The organism is Aureimonas ureilytica DSM 18598 = NBRC 106430 (assembly GCF_000382705.1).
Lineage (GTDB): Bacteria > Pseudomonadota > Alphaproteobacteria > Rhizobiales > Rhizobiaceae > Aureimonas > Aureimonas ureilytica.
This window is the reverse complement of record NZ_ARQE01000013.1, coordinates 1-20,336: the sequence shown is the minus strand read 5'-3', so window position 1 is coordinate 20,336 and position 20,336 is coordinate 1. Positions and strand designations below refer to the sequence as shown.

At 66.8% G+C, this 20,336-nt stretch carries 15 protein-coding genes; 4 read left to right on the top strand and 11 right to left on the bottom strand.

The window, feature by feature from the left end; genetic code table 11:
* Positions 1–32: 32 nt before the first annotated feature.
* The 6 genes from B146_RS0120890 to urtA all read right to left on the bottom strand — a co-directional run bounded on the left by B146_RS0120890 (position 33) and on the right by urtA (position 8,200).
* Positions 33–2,120, bottom strand: coding sequence for a WecB/TagA/CpsF family glycosyltransferase (locus B146_RS0120890; RefSeq protein WP_019998431.1), 2,088 nt, complete (start codon positions 2,118–2,120; stop codon positions 33–35).
* Between the two features lie 351 nt (positions 2,121–2,471).
* Positions 2,472–3,164: an urea ABC transporter ATP-binding subunit UrtE gene (gene urtE, locus B146_RS0120885; RefSeq protein WP_019998430.1), complete on the bottom strand. Its 693-nt coding sequence runs from the start codon at positions 3,162–3,164 to the stop codon at positions 2,472–2,474.
* Positions 3,165–3,166: 2 nt separating this feature from the next.
* Positions 3,167–4,006 (bottom strand): urea ABC transporter ATP-binding protein UrtD, encoded by an 840-nt coding sequence (gene urtD / locus B146_RS0120880; protein WP_019998429.1) that lies wholly within the window; start codon positions 4,004–4,006, stop codon positions 3,167–3,169.
* A gap of 5 nt (positions 4,007–4,011) precedes the next feature.
* Positions 4,012–5,169, bottom strand: a complete 1,158-nt coding sequence (gene urtC / locus B146_RS0120875) for an urea ABC transporter permease subunit UrtC (RefSeq protein WP_019998428.1) — start codon at positions 5,167–5,169, stop codon at positions 4,012–4,014.
* Complete coding sequence (gene urtB / locus B146_RS0120870) at positions 5,166–6,821, bottom strand: urea ABC transporter permease subunit UrtB (protein WP_019998427.1); 1,656 nt, start codon at positions 6,819–6,821, stop codon at positions 5,166–5,168. Before urtB ends, urtC begins: the two co-directional genes overlap by 4 nt.
* 74 nt (positions 6,822–6,895) lie before the next feature.
* Positions 6,896–8,200 carry an urea ABC transporter substrate-binding protein gene (gene urtA, locus B146_RS0120865; RefSeq protein ID WP_019998426.1) on the bottom strand — a complete coding sequence of 435 codons (1,305 nt, stop codon included), beginning with the start codon at positions 8,198–8,200 and terminating at the stop codon, positions 6,896–6,898.
* 230 nt (positions 8,201–8,430) lie between these two features.
* On the opposite strand from urtA, the gene B146_RS26880 reads away from it, so the two are divergent.
* From B146_RS26880 to B146_RS26875, 3 genes are all read left to right on the top strand, one after another.
* Positions 8,431–11,817, top strand: a complete 3,387-nt coding sequence (locus B146_RS26880; protein WP_019998425.1) for an ATP-binding protein — start codon at positions 8,431–8,433, stop codon at positions 11,815–11,817.
* On the top strand, positions 11,810–12,739 hold the full coding sequence (locus tag B146_RS0120855; protein ID WP_019998424.1) for a response regulator transcription factor: 930 nt from the start codon (positions 11,810–11,812) through the stop codon (positions 12,737–12,739). Before B146_RS26880 ends, B146_RS0120855 begins: the two co-directional genes overlap by 8 nt.
* Positions 12,740–12,896: 157 nt before the next feature.
* A complete protein-coding gene (locus B146_RS26875) occupies positions 12,897–13,565 on the top strand; it encodes a hypothetical protein (protein WP_019998423.1) in 669 nt (222 codons plus the stop codon).
* Between the two features lie 93 nt (positions 13,566–13,658).
* Here B146_RS26875 and B146_RS0120845 read toward each other — a convergent pair whose 3' ends face one another.
* The 4 genes from B146_RS0120845 to B146_RS0120830 form a co-directional block, all read right to left on the bottom strand.
* The gene (locus tag B146_RS0120845) at positions 13,659–14,702 is read right to left on the bottom strand and encodes a sulfate/molybdate ABC transporter ATP-binding protein (protein ID WP_026358817.1); all 1,044 of its coding nucleotides are present in this window, start codon (positions 14,700–14,702) and stop codon (positions 13,659–13,661) included.
* Between the two features lie 18 nt (positions 14,703–14,720).
* Positions 14,721–15,614 carry a sulfate ABC transporter permease subunit CysW gene (cysW, locus tag B146_RS0120840; protein ID WP_019998421.1) on the bottom strand — a complete coding sequence of 298 codons (894 nt, stop codon included), beginning with the start codon at positions 15,612–15,614 and terminating at the stop codon, positions 14,721–14,723.
* A complete protein-coding gene (cysT, locus tag B146_RS0120835) occupies positions 15,604–16,455 on the bottom strand; it encodes a sulfate ABC transporter permease subunit CysT (RefSeq protein WP_019998420.1) in 852 nt (283 codons plus the stop codon). The genes cysW and cysT overlap by 11 nt, the downstream gene beginning before the upstream one ends.
* A 186-nt stretch (positions 16,456–16,641) precedes the next feature.
* Entirely contained in the window at positions 16,642–17,658 is a 1,017-nt protein-coding gene (locus tag B146_RS0120830; RefSeq protein WP_040408845.1) for a sulfate ABC transporter substrate-binding protein, read from the bottom strand.
* Between the two features lie 391 nt (positions 17,659–18,049).
* On the opposite strand from B146_RS0120830, the gene B146_RS0120825 reads away from it, so the two are divergent.
* Positions 18,050–19,927, top strand: coding sequence for a DEAD/DEAH box helicase (locus B146_RS0120825; protein WP_019998418.1), 1,878 nt, complete (start codon positions 18,050–18,052; stop codon positions 19,925–19,927).
* 131 nt (positions 19,928–20,058) lie between these two features.
* Here B146_RS0120825 and B146_RS0120820 read toward each other — a convergent pair.
* The coding region (locus tag B146_RS0120820) for a transposase (RefSeq protein ID WP_019996715.1) at positions 20,059–20,336 on the bottom strand (278 nt) is incomplete at its 5' end.

Sequence of the window (20,336 nt, the reverse complement as noted above, 5' to 3'; positions counted from 1 at the left end):
TTTGAACCATGTTCGGGGGACGGGAGGCACCCCTATCGGCGCATAGCTCCCATGCGGAGCCGTGCCTGCTCGGTCGGGGTGCTCGTTCCATCCTCGCTGCGCTCGACGTGAGGCCCTTCCAGGATCGAGCCCTTCTCTCCGGCCGCCTCGCTTGCGACATGCGAGGGTCGCTCGAGCAGGGCTTCCTCAAACAATGCGTCGAGCGCATGGGCGAGATCGGTCCGGAAGGCATGCTCGCGCGCTTGCCGCCAGACCGCGCCGTCTCGCCCGTCCGGCCTCGGCGCGTCGAGCGCTTCCAGAATGGCGCTCACCATGTCGGTCGCTCCGTTGGCGACCCGAAGATCGAGGGGCGGATCGTCGATGCCGCGCAGCGCGACCGTTGTCGCGACGGTGGGCACGCCGAGCCCGAGGGTTTCGATCGTCTTGATCTGGATTCCCGAACCGACCGTGCTGGGGATCGCCACGACGCGGCAGCTGCGCAGGAACGCGCCCGCATCCGGCACGAAGCCCGCGAAGCGGACATTGCTGCGCACCGTGCCGGGCGCATGGTCGGATCGACCGGCGACGGTGATGCGCAGGTCCTTCGGCAAGCGGGGCGCGACGGATTTGAGAAACCAGTCGAGCCCGGCGCGATTGACGTCCCAGGTCCAGCTGCCGAGAAGCCCGACATCGACGCTGGGCTCAGGCAGCGGTTCGCAGGCGCCGCGAAAGGCCTGTCCCGGGACACCGAAGCTGCGCACGACGCGCCCCGGTGCCATCTGCGCGAAGGCGGCGGCGTCGTCGTCGGTCAGCGTCCAGATTTCCTGCGCCCGGAGGGCGGCGGCGCGCTCGACGGCGGAAAGGCGCTCGCCCTCCCGCTTGTAGACGGCACCTTTCAAACGCTGCTTCGGGCTCGCCTTCCCGGCTCCCCCGACAGCGTCGCCATGACTTCCATAGAGCTGATGCTCCACGTTATGGGCGATCAGAACCACCGGGAGATGGGCCGGGACGAGCGGAAGGAGCCAGCTTGCCTGGGCGTGATCGACCACCACGAGATCGGGCGGCGCGGTTCGAAGGCGCAGGCGCAGGAGCCGCTTGATCCGAGCGCCGACATATTTCTGAACCGAGTAGGGCCGGCGCGCGAGATAGGCGCGCCCCATCCAGGCGGCGGCTCGAACAGGGCGTCCCGCGCTTTCGATCGGCCAGTCGCGCGGCGACAGGAAGCCCGGCGGTGGCTCCCGATCGTCGCCCTCCCGCCGATAGGCGAGAATATCGACCTCGCAGCCCGTCGCGCGCAGCCCTTCGATGAAGTTCATGGAGGCGATCTCGCCCCCCGTGCTGCGGCCATGCGGCAGGACGGTGGACAAGACAAGCACACGCCGCCGCTCAGACGTGCGGTCCCTGCCCCGCTCCGCCCGCCATGCGCGTGCGGCGAGGCCAAAGATCGCCGGGCCGCGTTGGAGATAGCGCCGCGCCATGCGGCGAGGATCGCTCGCGAGACGATGGAGCCATTCGAGATTCGCCCGCTGCATCGCCTTCGGCGCGCGCGTCTGGCGATCGGTCAGGAAGTCGATGCTCGCGCCGACGCACAGCGCCAGGCCCCGCTCGCGCCCGGTGCGGCCGAGATCGCGCGCGAAGAGTTCCTGCTTGGGAAAGGACAGGCAGACGAAGAGAAGATCCCAATCCGCCGCGGCGGCGCGTCCGACCGTCTGCCACCACTCTCCCGTGCCGACCCCGAGTTGCGCGGCGCAGGGAATATGCACGAGATCGACGGACGGAAATCGCGCCCGAAGATCGCGAAACGCCGCTTCGTCCGGTCCGATCACGGCCATGCGCAGGCCGGAATGAAGCGGCTGCTCCAGAAGCTCGCGCGTCAGATCGGAGCCCGGAAAGGGCGTCAGGTGCAATCCGTTAAGGGAGGCGAGCTTGGCCAGGACCCGGCTGTCGCAGATCTGAAACGCCGCGCCGTCATAAGCGGCGCGCAAGCCTGCGTCGCCACGATGATAGGAAACGACGTGATCGACATTGGGCGTGACGACGTATCCGAACGGTCCCTTCAGCGCGTCGCACAGGGCGGCGCGGACGCCGGAGGGATTGGCGTCGAGAAAACGCATCCCGAGAAATTCGACCGTCGAAATCATCAAGCGATCCTTGCCTCAGCACGCCATCATGCCCGGCAAGTCTTAAGAGCACCTAACAATACCTCGCGGGGTCGGCTGATCGGTTCTTTTCGCCAGCCGCTTTGTCGCAAATGCTCGCCGATGCCGCCGGCATCGACTGCGCTTTGCTCCGCACGGTCTGACGAAAATCCCTCGACCATCCTCCGCCCGGAGGTTTTGTTAGGCGCTCTAAGAGCTCTGGACGTTCGCATGGTTAAATCGAAGAGCTTCGGAATTCGTGATGGCGCGTGTCGGGATTGGCGAGAGGGCGCGGCGCGGCCGGCCTGAGGGCTGAGCATCCCCTCGCGACCGGCCCGATTTCAGGATTGGACCTCAGACGGTCAGGTGCCTGCGTACCTCGGGGTCGTCCAGATCGGCGCCGACGCCCTCGAACACGATCTGGCCGCGATCCATGATGTAAACCTTGTCGGCGAGCTCGCGGCAGAATTCGAGATATTGCTCCACGAGAAGCACGGCCATGCCGGCGTCCTTCAGGTAGCGGATGGCGCGGCCGATATCCTTGATGATCGAGGGCTGGATGCCCTCGGTCGGCTCGTCCAGCACGAGGAGGCTCGGGCGCGTCACCAGCGCGCGGCCGATGGCGAGCTGCTGCTGCTGGCCGCCCGACAGATCGCCTCCGCGCCGCGAGAGCATGGATTTCAGCACCGGAAACAGCTCGAACACATGGTCGGGAATGGTGCGCTCGCCGCGCTTCACCGGCGCGAATCCGGTCTGGAGATTTTCCTTCACCGAGAGCAGCGGAAAGACCTCGCGGCCCTGCGGCACGAAGCCGATGCCGCGCCGGGCGCGCGTGTAGGGCGCCTCGCCCTTCAGGTCGCTGCCGTCCAGCGCGATCTGCCCGGAGCGGATCGCCTGCTGCCCGACGATGGCGCGCATCAGCGAGGTCTTGCCGACACCGTTGCGGCCGAGGACGCAGGTAATCTGCCCCTTCTGCGCGTTCAGGGAGACGCCGCGCAGAGCCTGCGCCGCGCCATAGAAGAGATCGACATTCGAAACAGTCAGCATGGTCAGCGCCCCAGATAGACTTCGATGACGCGTGGATCGGCCGAGACCTGATCGAGCGGGCCCTCGGCCAGAACATGGCCCTCGTGGAGGCAGGTGACCTTCACGCCGAGTGCGCGGACGAAGTGCATGTCGTGTTCGACCACGACGACGGAGCGCGTCTCGGCGATTTCACGCAGGAGCTTGGCCGTCTCCTCGGTTTCCGCGTCCGTCATGCCCGCGACCGGCTCGTCCACGAGAAGAAGCTCGGGGTCCTGCGCCAGCAACATGCCGATTTCCAGCCATTGCTTCTGCCCGTGGCTGAGGTCGGCGGCCGGCTTGTCGCGGCGCGAGGTCAGGCGCACCGTCTCCAGGATCGCGTCGATCCGCGCCTTTTCCGTCGTCGTGCGCTTGTGAAACAGCGTCGAGAAGACGCCGCGCTGGCCGGACAGGGCGAGAACCAGATTGTCCTCCACCGTGTGGCTTTCGAAGACGGTCGGCTTCTGGAACTTGCGGCCGATGCCCATGGAGGCGATGTCGGCCTCGTCGTGCCGCGTCAGGTCGGTATCACCCGCGAAATAGACCTCGCCCGCGTCGGGCTTGGTCTTTCCGGTGATGATATCCATCATCGTCGTCTTGCCGGCGCCGTTCGGGCCGATGATGGCGCGCATCTCGCCGCGCGCGACGACGAGCGACAGATCGTTGATCGCCTTGAACCCGTCGAAGCTCTTGGTCACGCCATTGAGGTAGAGCAGCGTCTCGCCGCGCGGCGGCCGGCCGGCCGCTTCCCTCTCACGCGCTTCGGCCAGAAGCGTTGCATAGGGGTGCGGCGAAATACGCGCCGGGGCAGAACTCGTCATGGTCATGAGGGTCACTCCGCCGGGCTGGGGTTGGTGGCAGCACCCGAGGCGGTGCCCTTCTCGGCGCGGGCCGCGCTGCGGCGCTCGGACAGGGCGCGCCAGCCCTGGTCGATCGTGCCGACGATGCCGCGCGGCAGGAAGAGCGTGACCACCACGAAGAGCGAGCCGAGAACGAAGAGCCAGCTTTCGGGCGCGGCGGCGGTGAAGTAGCTCTTGCCGCCATTGACGAGCAGCGCGCCGAGCACCGGACCGAGGATCGTTCCGCGCCCGCCAACCGCCGTCCAGACCACGACCTCGATCGAGTTGAGCGGCGCGAACTCGCCGGGATTGATGATGCCGACCTGCGGCACGTAGAGCGCTCCGGCAACGCCCGCCATCACCGCCGAGAGCGTGAAGGCGAAGAGCTTCACATGCTCGGCCCGCCAGCCGAGGAACCGCGTGCGGCTTTCCGCGTCCCGCACGGCGACCATCAGAAGCCCGAGCTTGGAGCGCGTCACGGCCGAGACCATCAGCACGAAGAGCGCGAGCACGATTGCCGTCGCGGCGAAGAGCGCGGCGCGCGTCGATCCGGCCTGGATGGGGAAGCCGAGAATGTCCTTGAAGTCGGTCAGGCCATTGTTGCCGCCGAACCCCATGTCGTTTCGGAAGAAGGCGAGGAGCAAAGCGTAGGTCAGGGCTTGCGTGATGATCGAGAGGTAGACGCCAGTGACCCGCGAGCGGAAGGCGAAATACCCGAACAGGAAGGCCAGAAGGCCCGGCACCAGCAGCACCATGAGCGCTGCGAACCAGAACTGGTCGAACCCCTGCCAGAACCAGGGCAGTTCCTTGTAGTTCAGGAAGACCATGAAATCGGGCAGGACCGGATTGGCATAGACGCCCCGGCTGCCGATCTGGCGCATCAGATACATGCCCATCGCATAGCCGCCGAGTGCGAAGAACGCGCCATGGCCGAGCGAGAGAATGCCGACATAGCCCCAGACGAGATCGAGGCTGAGCGCCAGGATCGCGTAGGAGAGATACTTGCCGAACAGAGGCACGAGATGATCCGGCACGCGCAAGGGATGGCCGACATCGAGCGCGAGGTTCGAGACGGGCACGAGCACGGCGACGAGAACGAGGAGGCCAGCGAGCCAGAGGGCGCGGGGTCCCAGAAAGCGGGCGGTGATCATGCGTCGACGAACCTTCCCTTGAGGGCGAAGAGGCCGCGCGGGCGCTTCTGGATGAAGAGGATGATGAGGACGAGCACCACGATCTTGCCGAGCACCGCGCCGGCATAGGGTTCGAGGAACTTGTTGACGATGCCGAGGCTCATGGCTCCGACGAGCGTGCCCCAGAGATTGCCGACGCCGCCGAAGACCACCACCATGAAACTGTCGATGATGTAGCCTTGGCCCAAGTCGGGCGAGACATTGTCGATCTGGCTGAGCGCGACGCCCGCCATGCCGGCAATGCCGGAGCCGAGCGCGAAGGTCATCGCGTCCACCATCGGCGTGCGGATGCCCATGGCGGCGGCCATGCGCCGGTTCTGCGTCACGGCGCGCATCTTGAGGCCGGCCGAGGTGCGGTTCAGCGCGAAGAGAAGCGCGGCGAAGACGGCGAGCGCGAAGACGATGATCCAGAGGCGGTTCCAGGTGACGGCCATGAGGCCGACATCGAAGGAGCCGGACATCCACGAGGGGTTGGACACTTCGCGGTTGGTCGGCCCGAAGAGCGTGCGAACGGCCTGCTGAAGGATCAGCGACACGCCGAAGGTCGCGAGCAGGGTTTCGAGCGGACGCCCGTAGAGGAAGCGGATGATGCCGCGTTCCATCACGAAGCCGACGAAGCCGGCGACGAGGAAGGCGAGCGGAAGGGCGAGCGCGAGGCTCCAGTCGAGCCATTGCGGCGCATGGAGACGCAGCGCCTGCTGCACGACGAAGGTCGTGTAGGCGCCGATCATCACCATCTCGCCATGCGCCATGTTGATGACGCCCATGACGCCGAACGTAATGGCGAGGCCGATCGCGGCCAGAAGCAGGACCGAGCCGAGCGAAAGCCCGTACCAGATGTTCTGCGCCTGCCCCCAAAGCGCGATTCTCTGGGCGATCGACGCCGAACCCGCGCTCGCCGCCTTGGCGACAGCCGGATCGGGATCATCGACGAAGGCCGAAAGGACGTTCTGCGCCGCCCGGTCGCCACGCGCGGCGACGAGTTGCGCGGCGTCGCGCCGCTCCTCGGAAGGGCGGTCGGATCGCAGCACCGCCACCGCCCTCGCCTCGGCGAAGCGCGCGCGGATCGCCGGGTCGGTTTCCTTGGCGATGGCGCCGTCGAGCACCGCGATCTGATCGGGCGCGGCTTTATCGAACAGGCCGACGGCCGCCGCCATGCGCTCGGCCGGGTCGCTGGAGCCGAGCGTCAGCCCGCCCTTCAACTCCGCCACGAGCGCGCGGATGGAATTCTTGACGCGCACCTTCTCGAGGCTCGCCTTCGGCGCCTCGCCGAGCGAGCCTCCCGTCAGCGGATCGGCAATGGCGAGCGAAGCCCCCTTGCCGGTCGCGATCACGACGCGGTTGTCGCTCTTCCCATAATAGAGATCGCCCGCAGCCAATGCGTCCAGCACCGTCGATACGCGCGGGTCGCCCGTCGCGGCGAGGGCGCGGACGGTCGCTTCGGTGTCCTCGAAGCCTTTCTTGCCGGCGAAGTCCGAGATGATGGCGGCGGGGTCGGCCCCTTGCGCGAAGGACGTGCCGCCGAACGCCACGAACGCGCCCGCCAGAAGCGCGAGGCTGAGCGCCAGCACTTCCAGAAAGCCCGTCAGAACGGCGCGGAGATGATTCAACATGGGGGTCCCGGATCGGTAGATGGAAGAAGGCGACAGAAAGCGGCTCTCCTGTCGGGAGAGCCGCTCGACGTGTCTCAGTTGGAGGCCACCTTGGCGTCCGAACCGCCGCACTTGCCGGTCTGCGTGTTGAAGTTGCCGCAGCTCATGGGCTTGCGCCAATCGGCGATCAGCGGCGCCGATTCCGGCAGGAAGTCCGACCATTCGTCGCCGAGCACGAGGCCGGGCGTCTGATCGACGATCTCGAATTGGCCATCGGCCTGGATCTCGCCAATCAGCACCGGCTTGGTGATGTGGTGGTTCGCGCCCATCGAGGAATAGCCGCCCGACAGATTGGGAACGGCGACGCCGACCATCGCGTCGATCACCTTGTCCGGATCGGTCGTGCCGGCGGCCTCGACGGCCTTCACCCACATGTTGAAGCCGATATAGTGGGCTTCCATCGGGTCGTTGGTGACGCGCTTGTCGTTCTTGGTGAACTCCTTCCACTTCGCGATGAACTCTTCGTTCTCCGGCGTATCGACCGATTCGAAGTAGTTCCAGGCGGCGAGGTGGCCGACGAGCGGCGCGGTGTCGATGCCGGCGAGCTCTTCCTCGCCGACCGAGAAGGCCATGACCGGCGTCGTCTCGGCCGAGACGCCCTGGTTCGCGAGTTCCTTGTAGAAGGGCACGTTGGCGTCGCCGTTCACGGTCGAGACCACGGCCGTCTTCTTGCCGGAGCCGCTGAAATCCTTGATCGCCGAGACCTCGGTCTGCCAGTCGGAGAAGCCGAAGGGCGTGTAGTTCACCTTGATGTCCTCGGCGGCGACACCCTTGGACTTGAGGTACGCTTCGAGGATCTTGTTCGTGGTGCGCGGATAGACATAGTCCGTGCCTTCCAGAACCCAGCGCTCGACGCCTTCCTTCATGAGGTAGTCGACGGCGGGGATCGCCTGCTGGTTGGGAGCGGCGCCCGTGTAGAAGACGTTGCGCTCGGATTCCTCACCCTCGTACTGCACGGGGTAGAAGAGGATCGAGTTCAGCTCCTTGAAGACCGGCAGAACCGACTTGCGCGACACCGAGGTCCAGCAGCCGAAGGTGGCGGCGACCTTGTCCTGCGCGATCAGCTGACGGGCTTTTTCCGCAAAGAGCGGCCAGTCGGAGGCGGGGTCCACGACCACGGCTTCGAGCTTCTTGCCGAGAAGGCCGCCCTTCTTGTTCTGCTCGTCGATGAGCATGAGCATGGCGTCTTTCAGGGTCGTCTCCGAAATCGCCATCGTGCCCGAGAGCGAATGAAGGATGCCGACCTTGATCGTGTCCTCGGCCGCGAGCGCGCCATGAAGCGCGGTGGTGGACAGCGCTGCCGCCAGCGCGACGCCGCAAAGCCTAGCCTTGAAAGTCATGGTGCGTTCCCCTCTTCGTGCCGCGTCGCACCGCCCGTTTCGGCGCCTGCGTTCGCTGTCGGAGAGGACTATCGGCCGGGCTTCCGCGCTTCGCCCATACGTCAAACGACGTAGGTCGGCCTCCATGCCGGACGTGGATGCGGGAGAGACGCCGGCTCTTGCGCTTCTGCGGTGCGACGTGGACAATGCTCAAAATTCAGCCGACCCATCGAACGACCCAGAAAACAGGCATGGCCGCGCGTCAACGCATTCTTCCCGTCCGACGCGAATACAATCGCTGGGTCGCCGATCAAACGCTGGAAGACTACGCGCTGCGCTTCACCGCCAAGCGCGCGCGGCGATGGTCCGCCCCGCAAGTGTCGCAGACCGCGATTGGCGCGATCTCCTTCCTGGCGCTGGAGGCGATCGGCGGCGCGATCACCCTCTCCTTCGGCTTTTCCAACGCGGCGCTGGCGATCATAGTGGTCGGCTTCGTGCTGCTCGTCACCGGCCTGCCGATCAGCCTCTATGCCGCGCGCTACGGCGTCGATATCGACCTTCTGACGCGCGGCGCGGGCTTCGGCTATATCGGCTCCACCATCACCTCGCTGATCTACGCGACCTTCACCTTCATCCTCTTCGCGGTGGAGGCCTCGATCATGACGGCCGCCCTGCAGCTCGCCTTCGGCGTGCCGCTCTGGCTCGGCTATATCGTCTCCGCCCTCGCCGTCGTGCCGCTCGTCACGCATGGCGTCACCTGGATCAGCCGGTTCCAGCTGGCGACGCAGCCAATCTGGATCGGCCTCAACATCCTGCCGATCGGCTTCATTCTCTGGCAGGACTGGGGTGCGGTGGACGCCTGGCTGAACTTTCCGGGTCTCGACGGCATGAGCGAGGCGGACGGGCTGAGTCTGGTGAAGTTCGGCGCGGCGGCCTCCGTCATTCTCGCGCTCATGCCGCAGATCGGGGAGCAGGTGGACATCCTGCGCTTTCTCCCCGAGCCGCGCCGCGCGTCCTTGCGCGATCGCGCCGCCCGCTCCTGGTGGCTGGCGCTTCTGGCGGCGGGACCGGGCTGGATCGTTCTCGGCGTGCCCAAACTCTTCTTCGGCTCGTTTCTCGCCGTGCTGGCGCTGCGGGCGGGCGTGTCGCCCGATCATGCGGCGGAGCCGGCGGCGATGTATCAGGTCGCCTTCGGCTTCGTCCTCCCCTCGCCGCAAGCTGCCGCGTTGCTGACGGCCGGTTTCGTGGTGGTCTCGCAGCTGAAGATCAACGTGATGAACGCCTATGCGGGCTCGCTCGCCTGGTCGAATTTCTTCTCGCGTCTCACCCATAGCCATCCCGGCCGCGTGGTCTGGCTCGTCTTCAACGTCGCGATCGCGCTTCTGCTGATGGAACTCGGCATCTACGAGGCGCTCGAAGTGACGTTCGGCCTGTTCGCCAATGTCGCGGTCGCCTGGCTCGGCGCGATCGTGGCGGATCTGGCGATCAACAAGCCGCTCGGCCTCTCGCCCCCCGGCATCGAGTTCAAGCGCGCCCATCTCTACGACCTTAACCCGGTGGGCCTCGGCGCCATGGGGCTGGCGACGCTCGTCTCGCTTCTCGCCTTCGCGGGTGCGTTCGGCGAGGTGGCGCAGGCGCTTTCGGCCTTCGTCGCGCTCGGCGTCGCGCTCGTCACCGCCCCGCTCATCGCCTATGCGACGGGCGGGCGCTATTATCTCGCCCGCAAGCCGCGCGCCGAATGGGCGAAACGCCGCGAGATCACCTGCGGCGTCTGCGAGTTGCCGTTCGAGCCCGAAGACATGGCTTATTGCCCGGCCTATGCCGCGCCGATCTGCTCGCTCTGCTGCTCGCTCGACGCGCGGTGCCATGATCTCTGCAAACCGCACGCGCGCTTTTCCGCGCAGGTCGCCTCGCTCGGCGCCGCGCTGCCTGCACCGCTGCGAAAGCGGATCGACGCCAAGGTCGGCCATTATATCGGCGGCTTCGCCCTGCTCGCGGGGGTCATCTCGGTCGTCCTGGCGCTGATCTATTATCAAGCCGTTCTAGCGAGCCCCGACGACACGGAGGTCATCGCGCGGGCGCTCTGGGCGGCCTTCTTCGTCCTGATGATCGTGGCCGGCATTTCCACATGGTTCTTCGTGCTGGCGCAGGAATCGCGGCGCGTCGCGCAGGAGGAATCCGCCCGCCAGACCGCCCTCCTCCTGAAGGAGATCGAGGCGCATCGGCAGACGGACGCCGCGCTCCAGAAAGCCAAGGAAACCGCGGAAGCGGCGAGCCTCGCCAAGAGCCGCTATGTCGTCGGCATGAGCCACGAGCTGCGCACGCCGCTGAACGCCGTGCTCGGCTATGCGCAGCTTCTGGAACAGGACGTCGCCATTCCGCCGGCCAAGATCGGCGGCATCCGAACCATCCGCCGCTCGGCCGAGCATCTGTCCGGCCTGATCGACGGACTTCTCGACATTTCCAAGATCGAGACCGGCCGGTTGCAACTCCAGCGAAGCGAGGTGCGGCTGGCCGATTTCCTCGCCCAGCTCGTCGACATGTTTCAGCTTCAGGCGAGCGCCAAGGGCCTGCGCTTTCAGTTCGTGCGCCCGGACACGCTGCCGGAGGTCGTGCGCACCGACGAGAAGCGCCTGCGGCAGATCCTCATCAATCTCCTGTCCAACGCGGTCAAATACACGGAAACCGGCGGCGTGACCTTCGAGGTCGCCTATCGCAGCCAGGTCGCCATTCTCACCGTGTCGGATACGGGCCCCGGCATCGCCGAGCCCGAGCTTGGCCGCATCTTCGAGCCGTTCGAGCGCGGGAGCGCGGCTCAGGGCAAGGCGCCGGGCCTCGGGCTCGGCCTGACGATCACCCGCCTTCTCGCCAATCTCATGGGCGGCGACATCAAGGTCATCTCCGAGCCCGGGGCGGGAAGCCGGTTCGAAGTGCGCGTCATGCTCTCCGCGCTTCCGCCCGGCCGCGCCTCGCCCCTGCCGACGGCCCCCGAGCGCGGCGCCGCCCATGCGATCCGAGGCTATGGCGGGCCGCGCCGCACGGTTCTGGCCGTCGACGACGACGAAACGCATCGCGATCTGATGGTGGAGCTTCTGCGCCCGCTCGGCTTCATCGTGCTGACGGCGCCCGACGGCCCGGCCGCGCTGGCGCTGACGGCGGAGATGCGCCCCGACCTGTTTCTTCTCGACGTGCAGATGCCCGGCATGAGCGGCTGGGACCTCGCCAAGGCGCTGCGCGCCAACGGGCAGAAAGGCGGGATCGTGATGCTGTCGGCCACCTTCGCCGAAGCGCCAGGCGTCGGCGAGACCGGCCCCGAGGCGGCCGCCCAGCTGCCCAAGCCCTTCGACGTCAGACAATTGCTGGCGACCGTCGGCGACGTGCTCGGGCTCGAATGGACGCAAGGCGAGCCGGCGACGGAGGCCACTGATTCCGCGCCGCTGCGCTATCCCGCGCCCGCCATTCGCGCGCAGCTTCTTCAGTTCGGCCGGATCGGCTATGCCAAGGGCATCGAACAGGTGCTCGCGAATCTGGAGAACGAGGCCGGCATGAAACCCTTCGTGGACGCGATGCGGGTTCCTCTCGGCGCGTTCGATCTTCGCCGCATCGTCGCCCTTCTGGAGGCCGCGCCCGATGACTGACCCCAAGGCCGGGCCGGGCCGCGAGCGCGACATCGTTCTGGTGGTGGACGATTCGCCCGACACGCTGCGGCTTCTGACGGACGCGATCGAACAGGGTGGCTCGACGGTTCTCGTCGCGCTCGACGGCGAACAGGCGCTCGGCATCGCGCAGGCGATCACGCCCGACATCGTGCTCATGGACGCGATCATGCCCGGCATGGACGGGTTCGAGACGACGCGGCGGCTGAAGGCCGATCCGACGCTGCGCCATGTGCCCGTCATCTTCATGACCGGGCTCGCCGACACCGAACATGTCGTGCAGGGCCTCGAAGCGGGCGGCGTCGACTATGTCGCCAAACCCATCGTGCCGGACGAGCTTCTGGCGCGGATGCGCGTCCATCTCGCCAATGCACGCGCGGCGCAGAACACGCGCGCCGCGCTCGACACGGCCGGCCGGTTCCTTCTGGCGAGCAACGGAGCCGGCGTCATCCTCTGGGCGACGCCGCAGGCGACGCGGCTTCTCACCGGCGCGGCAGAGCCCGTCGACGGCCGCCCCGCCCTGCCCACGCCGGTGCGCGCCTGGCTGGAAGCGGGGGCGACGGGTCCGCTGGGGGCCGCCGGCGATCTGCCGTCCGAGGCGGGAATGCGCCTGCAACTCAGCGCGCTCGGCAAGGTGGCCGAGGACGAGCATCTGTTTCGCCTGACCGTGGACGACACGGCCGGCGAGGAAGCGCTCCTTCGCCAGCATTTCGGGCTGACGGCGCGCGAGGCGGACGTCCTGCTTTGGCTGGTGCGCGGCAAGTCGAACCGGGACATCGCGGCCATTCTCGACCTCAGCCCCCGCACGGTGAACAAGCATCTGGAGGTCGTCTTCGCCAAGCTCGGCGTCGAGAACCGCGCGTCGGCGACGTTTCTGGTGATGAAGACCTTGAGTGAAAGCTGACGGCGCGCGGGTCGCGCCAATCGGGGATGAATGGCCGCTGCGGCTGGAACGCGCCGCCGAGAGGATTTCGTAACGGCAACTTGCAATTCCGGATGCGGAACTCCCCCCGATTGCGTAGGCTCGACCGACGCAACCGAGCCCGAAAGCCGCGCCCCCGATGGACAACCCGATCACCGCCTCCCGCATGGCCATGGGGAACTGGAACCTCGGCAAGGGCGTCGCGAGCCATTTCGTCGCCGGGGCCGGCGACTTCATGTCGGCGGCGGCCGCGGCCGACAAGGCGTCGCTCCTCAGCGACATCCTGCAGATCTACTTTCAGGCGCGCGACGAGTCCTACGACAACAAGGACATCGCCCCCGAAGACGTGAAGCGCGCGATCCTCCATGCGCGCGGGAAGAAGACCGTGAAGGCGCAGCGGAAGCTGGTGATCGGCGGCTCCAAGGTCGCGATCGCCGTCGGTGTCGCCGCGACGGGCGCGACGGTGGGCTCGATCGTTCCGGTTGCCGGAACGGTGGCGGGCGGCGTCGCGGGATACGGCGCGGGTGTCCTGCTCGGAACGGGCGTGACCGTGCTCGATCAGGGCAAACGCAAGATCAAGGGCATCATCAAATATGCCAGCGGAACGCGCGGGAAGCATCGCGAACAAGCGGCCCTCTGCCTGATCCATTGCGCCCAGAAGCCGTCCAAGCCCTTCGACGTGAAACAGGCCGCCGCGAAAGCCGCGATGGATGCGATCCTCGGCATCGAGGCGGATGTGTTCGCCAGCGAGCGCCTGACCGACAAGGCGCGGATCGAGCGCTTGGCCGCGCGCATGAAATCGAACTGACGAGCGCTCGGCGCACGTTCCCGTTCAAGGCCGACTTATCGGATCGCTCGGCACCGCTCTTAGCCCCTCGGGCGTGAGCGGTGCCGACTTGTCCTACGCCGAAGCCCCGTCCCGGTAGAGCTGCCAGCGGCGCGGGCGCACATGCAGCTGCGTGCCCGGCTCGCCGCCCCGGTCGGCCGGAAGCTCGACCTCGATGCGATGCCGGTCCGGTCCCAGTTCGAACTCCGAGATGCGCGACCCGCCGGCCCGCCGGGACAGCGACACGGTGCCGCTCAAGGCCGGCGCCCCCGGCTCCACGATGTCGAGATCGTGCGGGCGGACATAGAGATTCCAGCGCCCGTCCGCTTCCGACGTCTGCCCGAGCACGGTCTCGCCATGGCGGATTTCGCCGCCCCGAACGTCCACCGGCACGAGATTGGACTGGCCGATGAAGGAGAAGACGAACGGCGTCTTCGGTCGGTCGTAGATGTCGTCGGCCGACCCCACCTGCTCGATGCGGCCCTGGCTCATGACCACGACGCGGTCGGCAAGCTCCAGCGCCTCTTCCTGGTCATGCGTGACAAAGACGGTGGTGAGGCCGATCTTGTCGTGCAACTCGCGCAGCCAGCGGCGCAGTTCCTTGCGCACCTTGGCGTCCAGCGCGCCGAAGGGCTCGTCGAGAAGCAGAACGCGCGGCTCGATGGCGAGCGCGCGGGCGAGCGCCACGCGCTGCCGCTGGCCGCCCGAGAGCTGTTGCGGATAGCGCTTCTCGAGGCCCGAAAGCTGCACCAGATCGAGAAGCTCGCTCGCGCGCCGGCGGATTTCCGTCTTGGACGGGCGCGTCGCGCGCTCGCGCACGCTGAGGCCGAAGCCGATATTCTCGGCGACGGTCATGTGCTTGAACAGCGCGTAGTGCTGGAACATGAAGCCGACATTGCGCTCCTGCACGCTCTTCTCCGACGCGTCGTCGTCGCCGAAGAAGATCTGCCCGGCGGTCGGAAACTCCAGCCCCGCGATGAGCCGGAGAAGCGTGGTCTTGCCCGAGCCGGACGGCCCGAGCAGAGCGATCAGCTCGCCCGAGCGAATGTCCAGCGAGACGTCGTGCAGGGCGGGATAGAGATCGAATTCCTTGCGGATGTTGCGAACGCGAATGTCCATGACCATCGTTCCTTCGTCTCAATGTCCGCCGCGCGCGGAAGCGATGTCGCCGGCATAGCGCCATTCCAGAAACGCCTTCAGGCCCAGCGTCAGAAGCGCGAGGAAGGCGAGAAGGGAGGCGACGGCGAAGGCGGCGGAGAAAGCGTATTCGTTGTAGAGAATTTCGACCTGCAGCGGCATCGTGCTCGTTTCGCCGCGAATACGGCCCGAAACGACGGACACCGCTCCGAACTCTCCCATGGCGCGGGCGTTGCACAGGAGAACGCCGTAGAGCAGCGCCCATTTCACGTTGGGCAAGGTGACGCGGAAGAAGGTCTTCCAGCCGCTGGCGCCGAGCGAAATGGCCGCTTCCTCGTCGCCCGTCCCCTGCTCCTGCATGAGCGGGATCAGCTCGCGCGCGACGAAGGGCAGCGTGACGAAGACGGTGGCAAGCACGATGCCCGGCAGCGCGAAGACGATCTGGATACCCGTCCCCTGCAGGAACGGCGAGAAATAGCCCTGCGCACCGAACAGGAGGATGTAGACGAGGCCCGCGATCACCGGCGAGACGGAGAACGGCAGGTCGATCAGCGTGATCAGCAGCGCCTTTCCCTTGAACTCGAACTTGGCGATCGCCCAGGCCGCCGCCAGACCGAACACGACGTTGAGCGGAACCGAGATCGCGGCGACGAGCAGCGTCAGCCGGATCGCGGCCAAGGCCTCCGGCTCCACGATCGCCGCCCAGTACATCGCCGCGCCGTTGCGGAACGCTTCCACGAACACCGCGACCAGCGGCAGAAACAGGAAGAAGCCCAGAAACAGGAGCGCGATCGTGATCAGCGTCCATTTCACGGCGGGCGCCTCGGTCGTCACCGGACGGCGCTTGGGGCGCGCGAGGGTCGTCGCGGGGTTCAACGAGGCCTCAAGCACCATGACCGTATCTCCGCCGGCTCCAGGCCTGAATGAGGTTGATGGCAAGCAGCATCAGAAAGGAGATGACCAGCATCATGGCCGCGACGGCCGTCGCCCCGCCATAGTTGAACTCCTCCAGCCGGATGACGATCAGAAGCGGCGCGATTTCCGAGACATAGGGAATGTTGCCGGCGATGAAGATGACCGAGCCGTATTCGCCGACCGAGCGCGCGAGCGCCAGGGCGAAGCCCGTCAGCAGCGCGGGCGTGATGCTCGGCAGGACGACGCGCGTCACCGTCTGGAAGCGATTGGCGCCGAGCGTCGCCGCCGCCTGCTCCACCTCGGCGTCGATCTCTTCGAGAACCGGCTGGACGGTTCGCACCACGAAGGGCAGCGACACGAAGACCAGCGCCACGACGATGCCGAGCGGCGTGTAGGCGACCTTGATCCCGAGGGGAGCGAGATACTGGCCGACCCAGCCGTTCGGCGCATAAAGCGCCGTCAGCGCGATGCCCGCGACGGCAGTGGGCAGCGCGAAGGGCAGATCGATCACCGCATCCACCAGACGCCTTCCGGGGAAATCGTAGCGCACGAGGACCCAGGCGATGAGAAGCCCGAACACGGCGTTGATCGCCGCCGCCACGAAGGACGCGCCGAAGGACAGGCGAAGCGCGCCGAGCACGCGCGGGTCGAGCGCCAGACGCACGAACTCGTCCCAGCCGAGGCTGGAGCTGCGAATGACGAGGGCGGACAGGGGAATGAGAACCAGAAGCCCAAGATAGGCCAGGGTGAACCCGAGCGCGAGGCCGAAGCCGGGAATGACGCTCGGTGCGCGAAAACGCGGCAACGCGGACGACGCCATGGATCAGGCGCAACCTCTTGCCGGCGGACCCGAAGGCCGATGCCGGACAGCATTCCGATGAAGCATGAGAACCCCTTCAAACCTGCCGTCAGCCGGCATGATGCGTGCAATGTGCCCGGCAGGACAAGTCCTGCCGGGCCAAACTCCCCGAGATGTCGGGAGGACGACGTGTCGGGGAGAGCCCGTTCAGCGAGCGGGCTTGTAGATCTGGTCGAAAATGCCGCCGTCGCCGAAATGCTCGGGCTGCGCCTTCGCCCATCCACCGAACTGCGCGTCGTCGATCTTCACGAGGTCGAGCTTCGGGAAGCGATCGAGCAGCGCCTTGTCGGTGACCTTCTCCGGCTCCGACGGGCGGTAATAGTGTTTGGCCGCGATGGTCTGGCCTTCCGGGCTGTAGAGGTGCTGAAGGTAGGCCGTCGCCACTTCGCGCGATCCCTTCGCGTCCACATTGCCATCCACCAGCGCGACCGGCGGTTCGGCGAGAATGGAGATCGAGGGCACGACGATCTCGAACTGGTCGGGGCCGAGTTCCTCGAGCGCGAGGAAGGCTTCGTTCTCCCAGGCGAGCAGGACGTCGCCGATGCCGCGCTGGACGAAGGTCGTCGTGGAACCGCGCGCGCCCGTGTCGAGAACCGGAACGTGGCGATAAAGGTCGCCGACGAAGGCCTTCGTCTTCTCGGGATCGTTGCCGAAGGCCTTGTTGGCGTAGGCCCAGGCGGCCAGATAGTTCCAGCGCGCACCGCCCGAGGTCTTTGGATTGGGCGTGATGACCTCCACCCCATCCTTCACGAAGTCGTTCCAGTCCTTGATCGCCTTCGGATTGTCCTTGCGAACCAGGAACACGATGGTCGACGTGTAGGGCGCGGAATTGTGCGGCAGGCGGGTGCGCCAATCCGCCGGAATCTTGCCGGTCGCCTTGGCGATCGCGTCGATATCGGCCTGGAGCGCCAGGGTCACGACGTCGGCGTCGAGCCCGTCGATCACCGTGCGCGCCTGCGCACCCGACCCGCCATGCGACTGGCGCACGGTCACGGCCTCGTGTCCCTGGCCTGTCCAGAACTTCGAGAACTCCGCGTTGTAGTCGCGATAAAGCTCACGCGTCGGATCGTAGGAGACGTTGAGGAGCGCGGTCTGCGCGGTGGCAGGAAGCACGGCGGCGAGCGAAAGACCGATCGCGAGGAGCCCGGTGCGCAAGCGTGTCATGGATGGCCAAACTCCATCGTTGGAATAGATTGATTCTCTTCTAAAGACCGGCTTCGAACAAGGCGGGCCGCTCTCCCTGCCACCCCTGCAGAAGAAAAGAATCCGCTCCCGAAAGACGCTGAAAGAGAAAATTCTGCCCCGTCGTCGTCGTCGGCCTTCGCAAGCCGCGTCCTCTCTTCGCTGACCTCGAATGATCGCTGGGCAATCATCTGCTCCAGAGGTGGTCTTTTCTCGCGTTTGCGCTTATAGACTGCGCGTTCTCGCGGTTGAGGCGATACTCCGGCTGGATTTGAGCGCCGGAAACCGAGCCCCGCTCCGCGAATGGGACTCAAGATCCCATGTCACCAATGGAGCCATGACAGGAGGCGGCGGCCGGTTCGGCCAAAGTTCGATGGAACGGCACAATCTTCAAGGACTTCCGGTGCCCTTCCGCCCGACACACCCCGCCCTTTCGGCCGCTCTCGAAGAGCGTGGCTACCAAGACCCGACGCCCGTTCAGGACGCCGTTCTCGAACCCGAAGCCGCCGAGCGCGACCTTCTCGTATCCGCCCAGACCGGCTCCGGCAAGACCGTCGCCTTCGGCCTCGCCTTCGCTTCGACGCTTCTGCGCGGGCAAGATGCGCTGCCCGAAGCCGGCGATCCGCTGGCGCTCGTCGTCGCGCCGACGCGCGAACTGGCACTTCAGGTGCAGCGCGAGCTGGAATGGCTCTATGCCAAGGTCGGCGCGCGCATCGTCACCTGCGTCGGCGGCATGGACCCGCGCGCCGAGCAGCGCGCGCTTCAGCGCGGCGCGCATATCGTCGTCGGCACGCCCGGCCGCCTGCGCGACCATCTGGAGCGCGGCCGTCTTCTGATCGGTGGCCTGCGCGTCGTCGTGCTGGACGAAGCGGACGAGATGCTCAATCTCGGCTTCCGCGAGGATCTGGAGTTCATTCTGGAAGCGACGCCGGACGAGCGACGCACGCTTCTCTTCTCGGCGACCCTGCCAAAGCAGATCATCGCCCTCACCAAGCGCTATCAGCGCGACGCGATGCGCATCGAGGCGAGCGCACGCAACACGAGCCATGCCGATATCGAGTACCGCGCGATCCGCATCGCGCCGACCGAATCGGAACTCGCCGTCGTCAACCTCCTGCGTCAGGCCGAAGCGCCCGCCGCGATCGTCTTCTGCAACACGCGCGAGCAGGTCCGCCATCTCCACACCGGCCTTGTGGACCGTGGCTTTGCCGCCGTTTCGCTGTCGGGCGAACTCGGGCAGGCCGAGCGCAACCAAGCGCTTCAGGCGCTGCGCGACGGTCGGGCGCGCGTCTGCGTCGCCACCGACGTCGCCGCGCGCGGCATCGATCTGCCGAGCCTGACCCTCGTCATCCACGCCGAACTGCCGAACGACGCCGAGACCCTTCAGCATCGCAGCGGTCGCACGGGCCGCGCCGGGCGCAAGGGCGTTTCGGTTCTGCTCGTTCCCCTCTCGCGCCGTCGCAAGGCCGAGCGTCTTCTGACCGACGCGCGAATCAAGCCGGTCTGGAGCGGCGCGCCCTCGGCCGACGAGATCCGCGCGCTCGACCGCAATCGCCTTCTCGCCGATCCGATCCTCACCGAGGAGCTCACGGAGGAAGATCAGGACGTCGTGCGCGAGCTCGTCGCCCAGCGCTCGCCCGAGGAGATCGCCGCCGCCTTCGCGCGTCTCTATCGCCAGCGACTGCCCGCGCCGGAAGATGTCTACGATCCCGGTGAGCCGCGCAGCGTCAAGCCGCGTCGCGGCGACGAAGGCTGGACGGAGCGTCCCGAGCGCGAGGAGCGCGCCCCGCGCTCGCGCGATGTCGGCCCGACCGCGTGGTTCGTCATGGATATCGGCCGTCGCAACAATGCCGATCCCAAGTGGCTGCTGCCGCTTTTGTGCCGTCGCGGCAAGATCACGCGCGAGGACATCGGCGCCATCCGCATCTTCGACCGGGAAACCCGCTTCGAGATCGTGGAAGCCGCCGCCAAGCGATTCGCCGCGAGCGCCGAGGGTCTGGACGACGACATCACGATTTCCTCGGCCGATGCGCCGCCGAAGGGCGATCGCGGCGCGGAACGTCCGCGCGGAGGGCCCAAGAAGCCCGGCGGCTTCAAGAAGCAGGGCGAGCGTCGTCCCGGCGGCGACCGGCCGGAGCGGACGGATCGTCCCGAGCGGTCGGAACGGCCGGATCGGTCCTCGGATCGCCCCGAGCGACGCGGTCCCCCGGCGGGCGCCAAGCCCCGCCGCCCTCGCCCGCCGAAAGCCTGACGCGGCGCGACCCCTCTTTGCGGCTGAGACGCCGTAACCCTACGAAAGCCCGGGCCGAGCGCCCGGGCTTTCTCGTTGTCGGGACACGCTCCGCACCGCACCAGATTCCGCGAGCGAGCCTCTAGAGCGTTTCAGGTTTTGACGGAAGCATAGCCTGCGTTTTCGAAGTAGTTTGCGCATTCGTCGGACGGGATGGTGGTGACGAGGTGGCCGACGTGTCGCCACGTTTCCTCGATGGTCCGCTTCTGGGCCATGCGCATCCAATGCTTGATCTTGGCGAAGGCCTGTTCGATCGGATTGAGGTCGGGCGAGTAGGGCGGCAGGTACCAGAGCCGTGCCCCGGCCGCCTGGATCATCCGGCGGATCTCGGCCGACTTGTGCGAGCCGAGGTTATCCATGACGACGATGT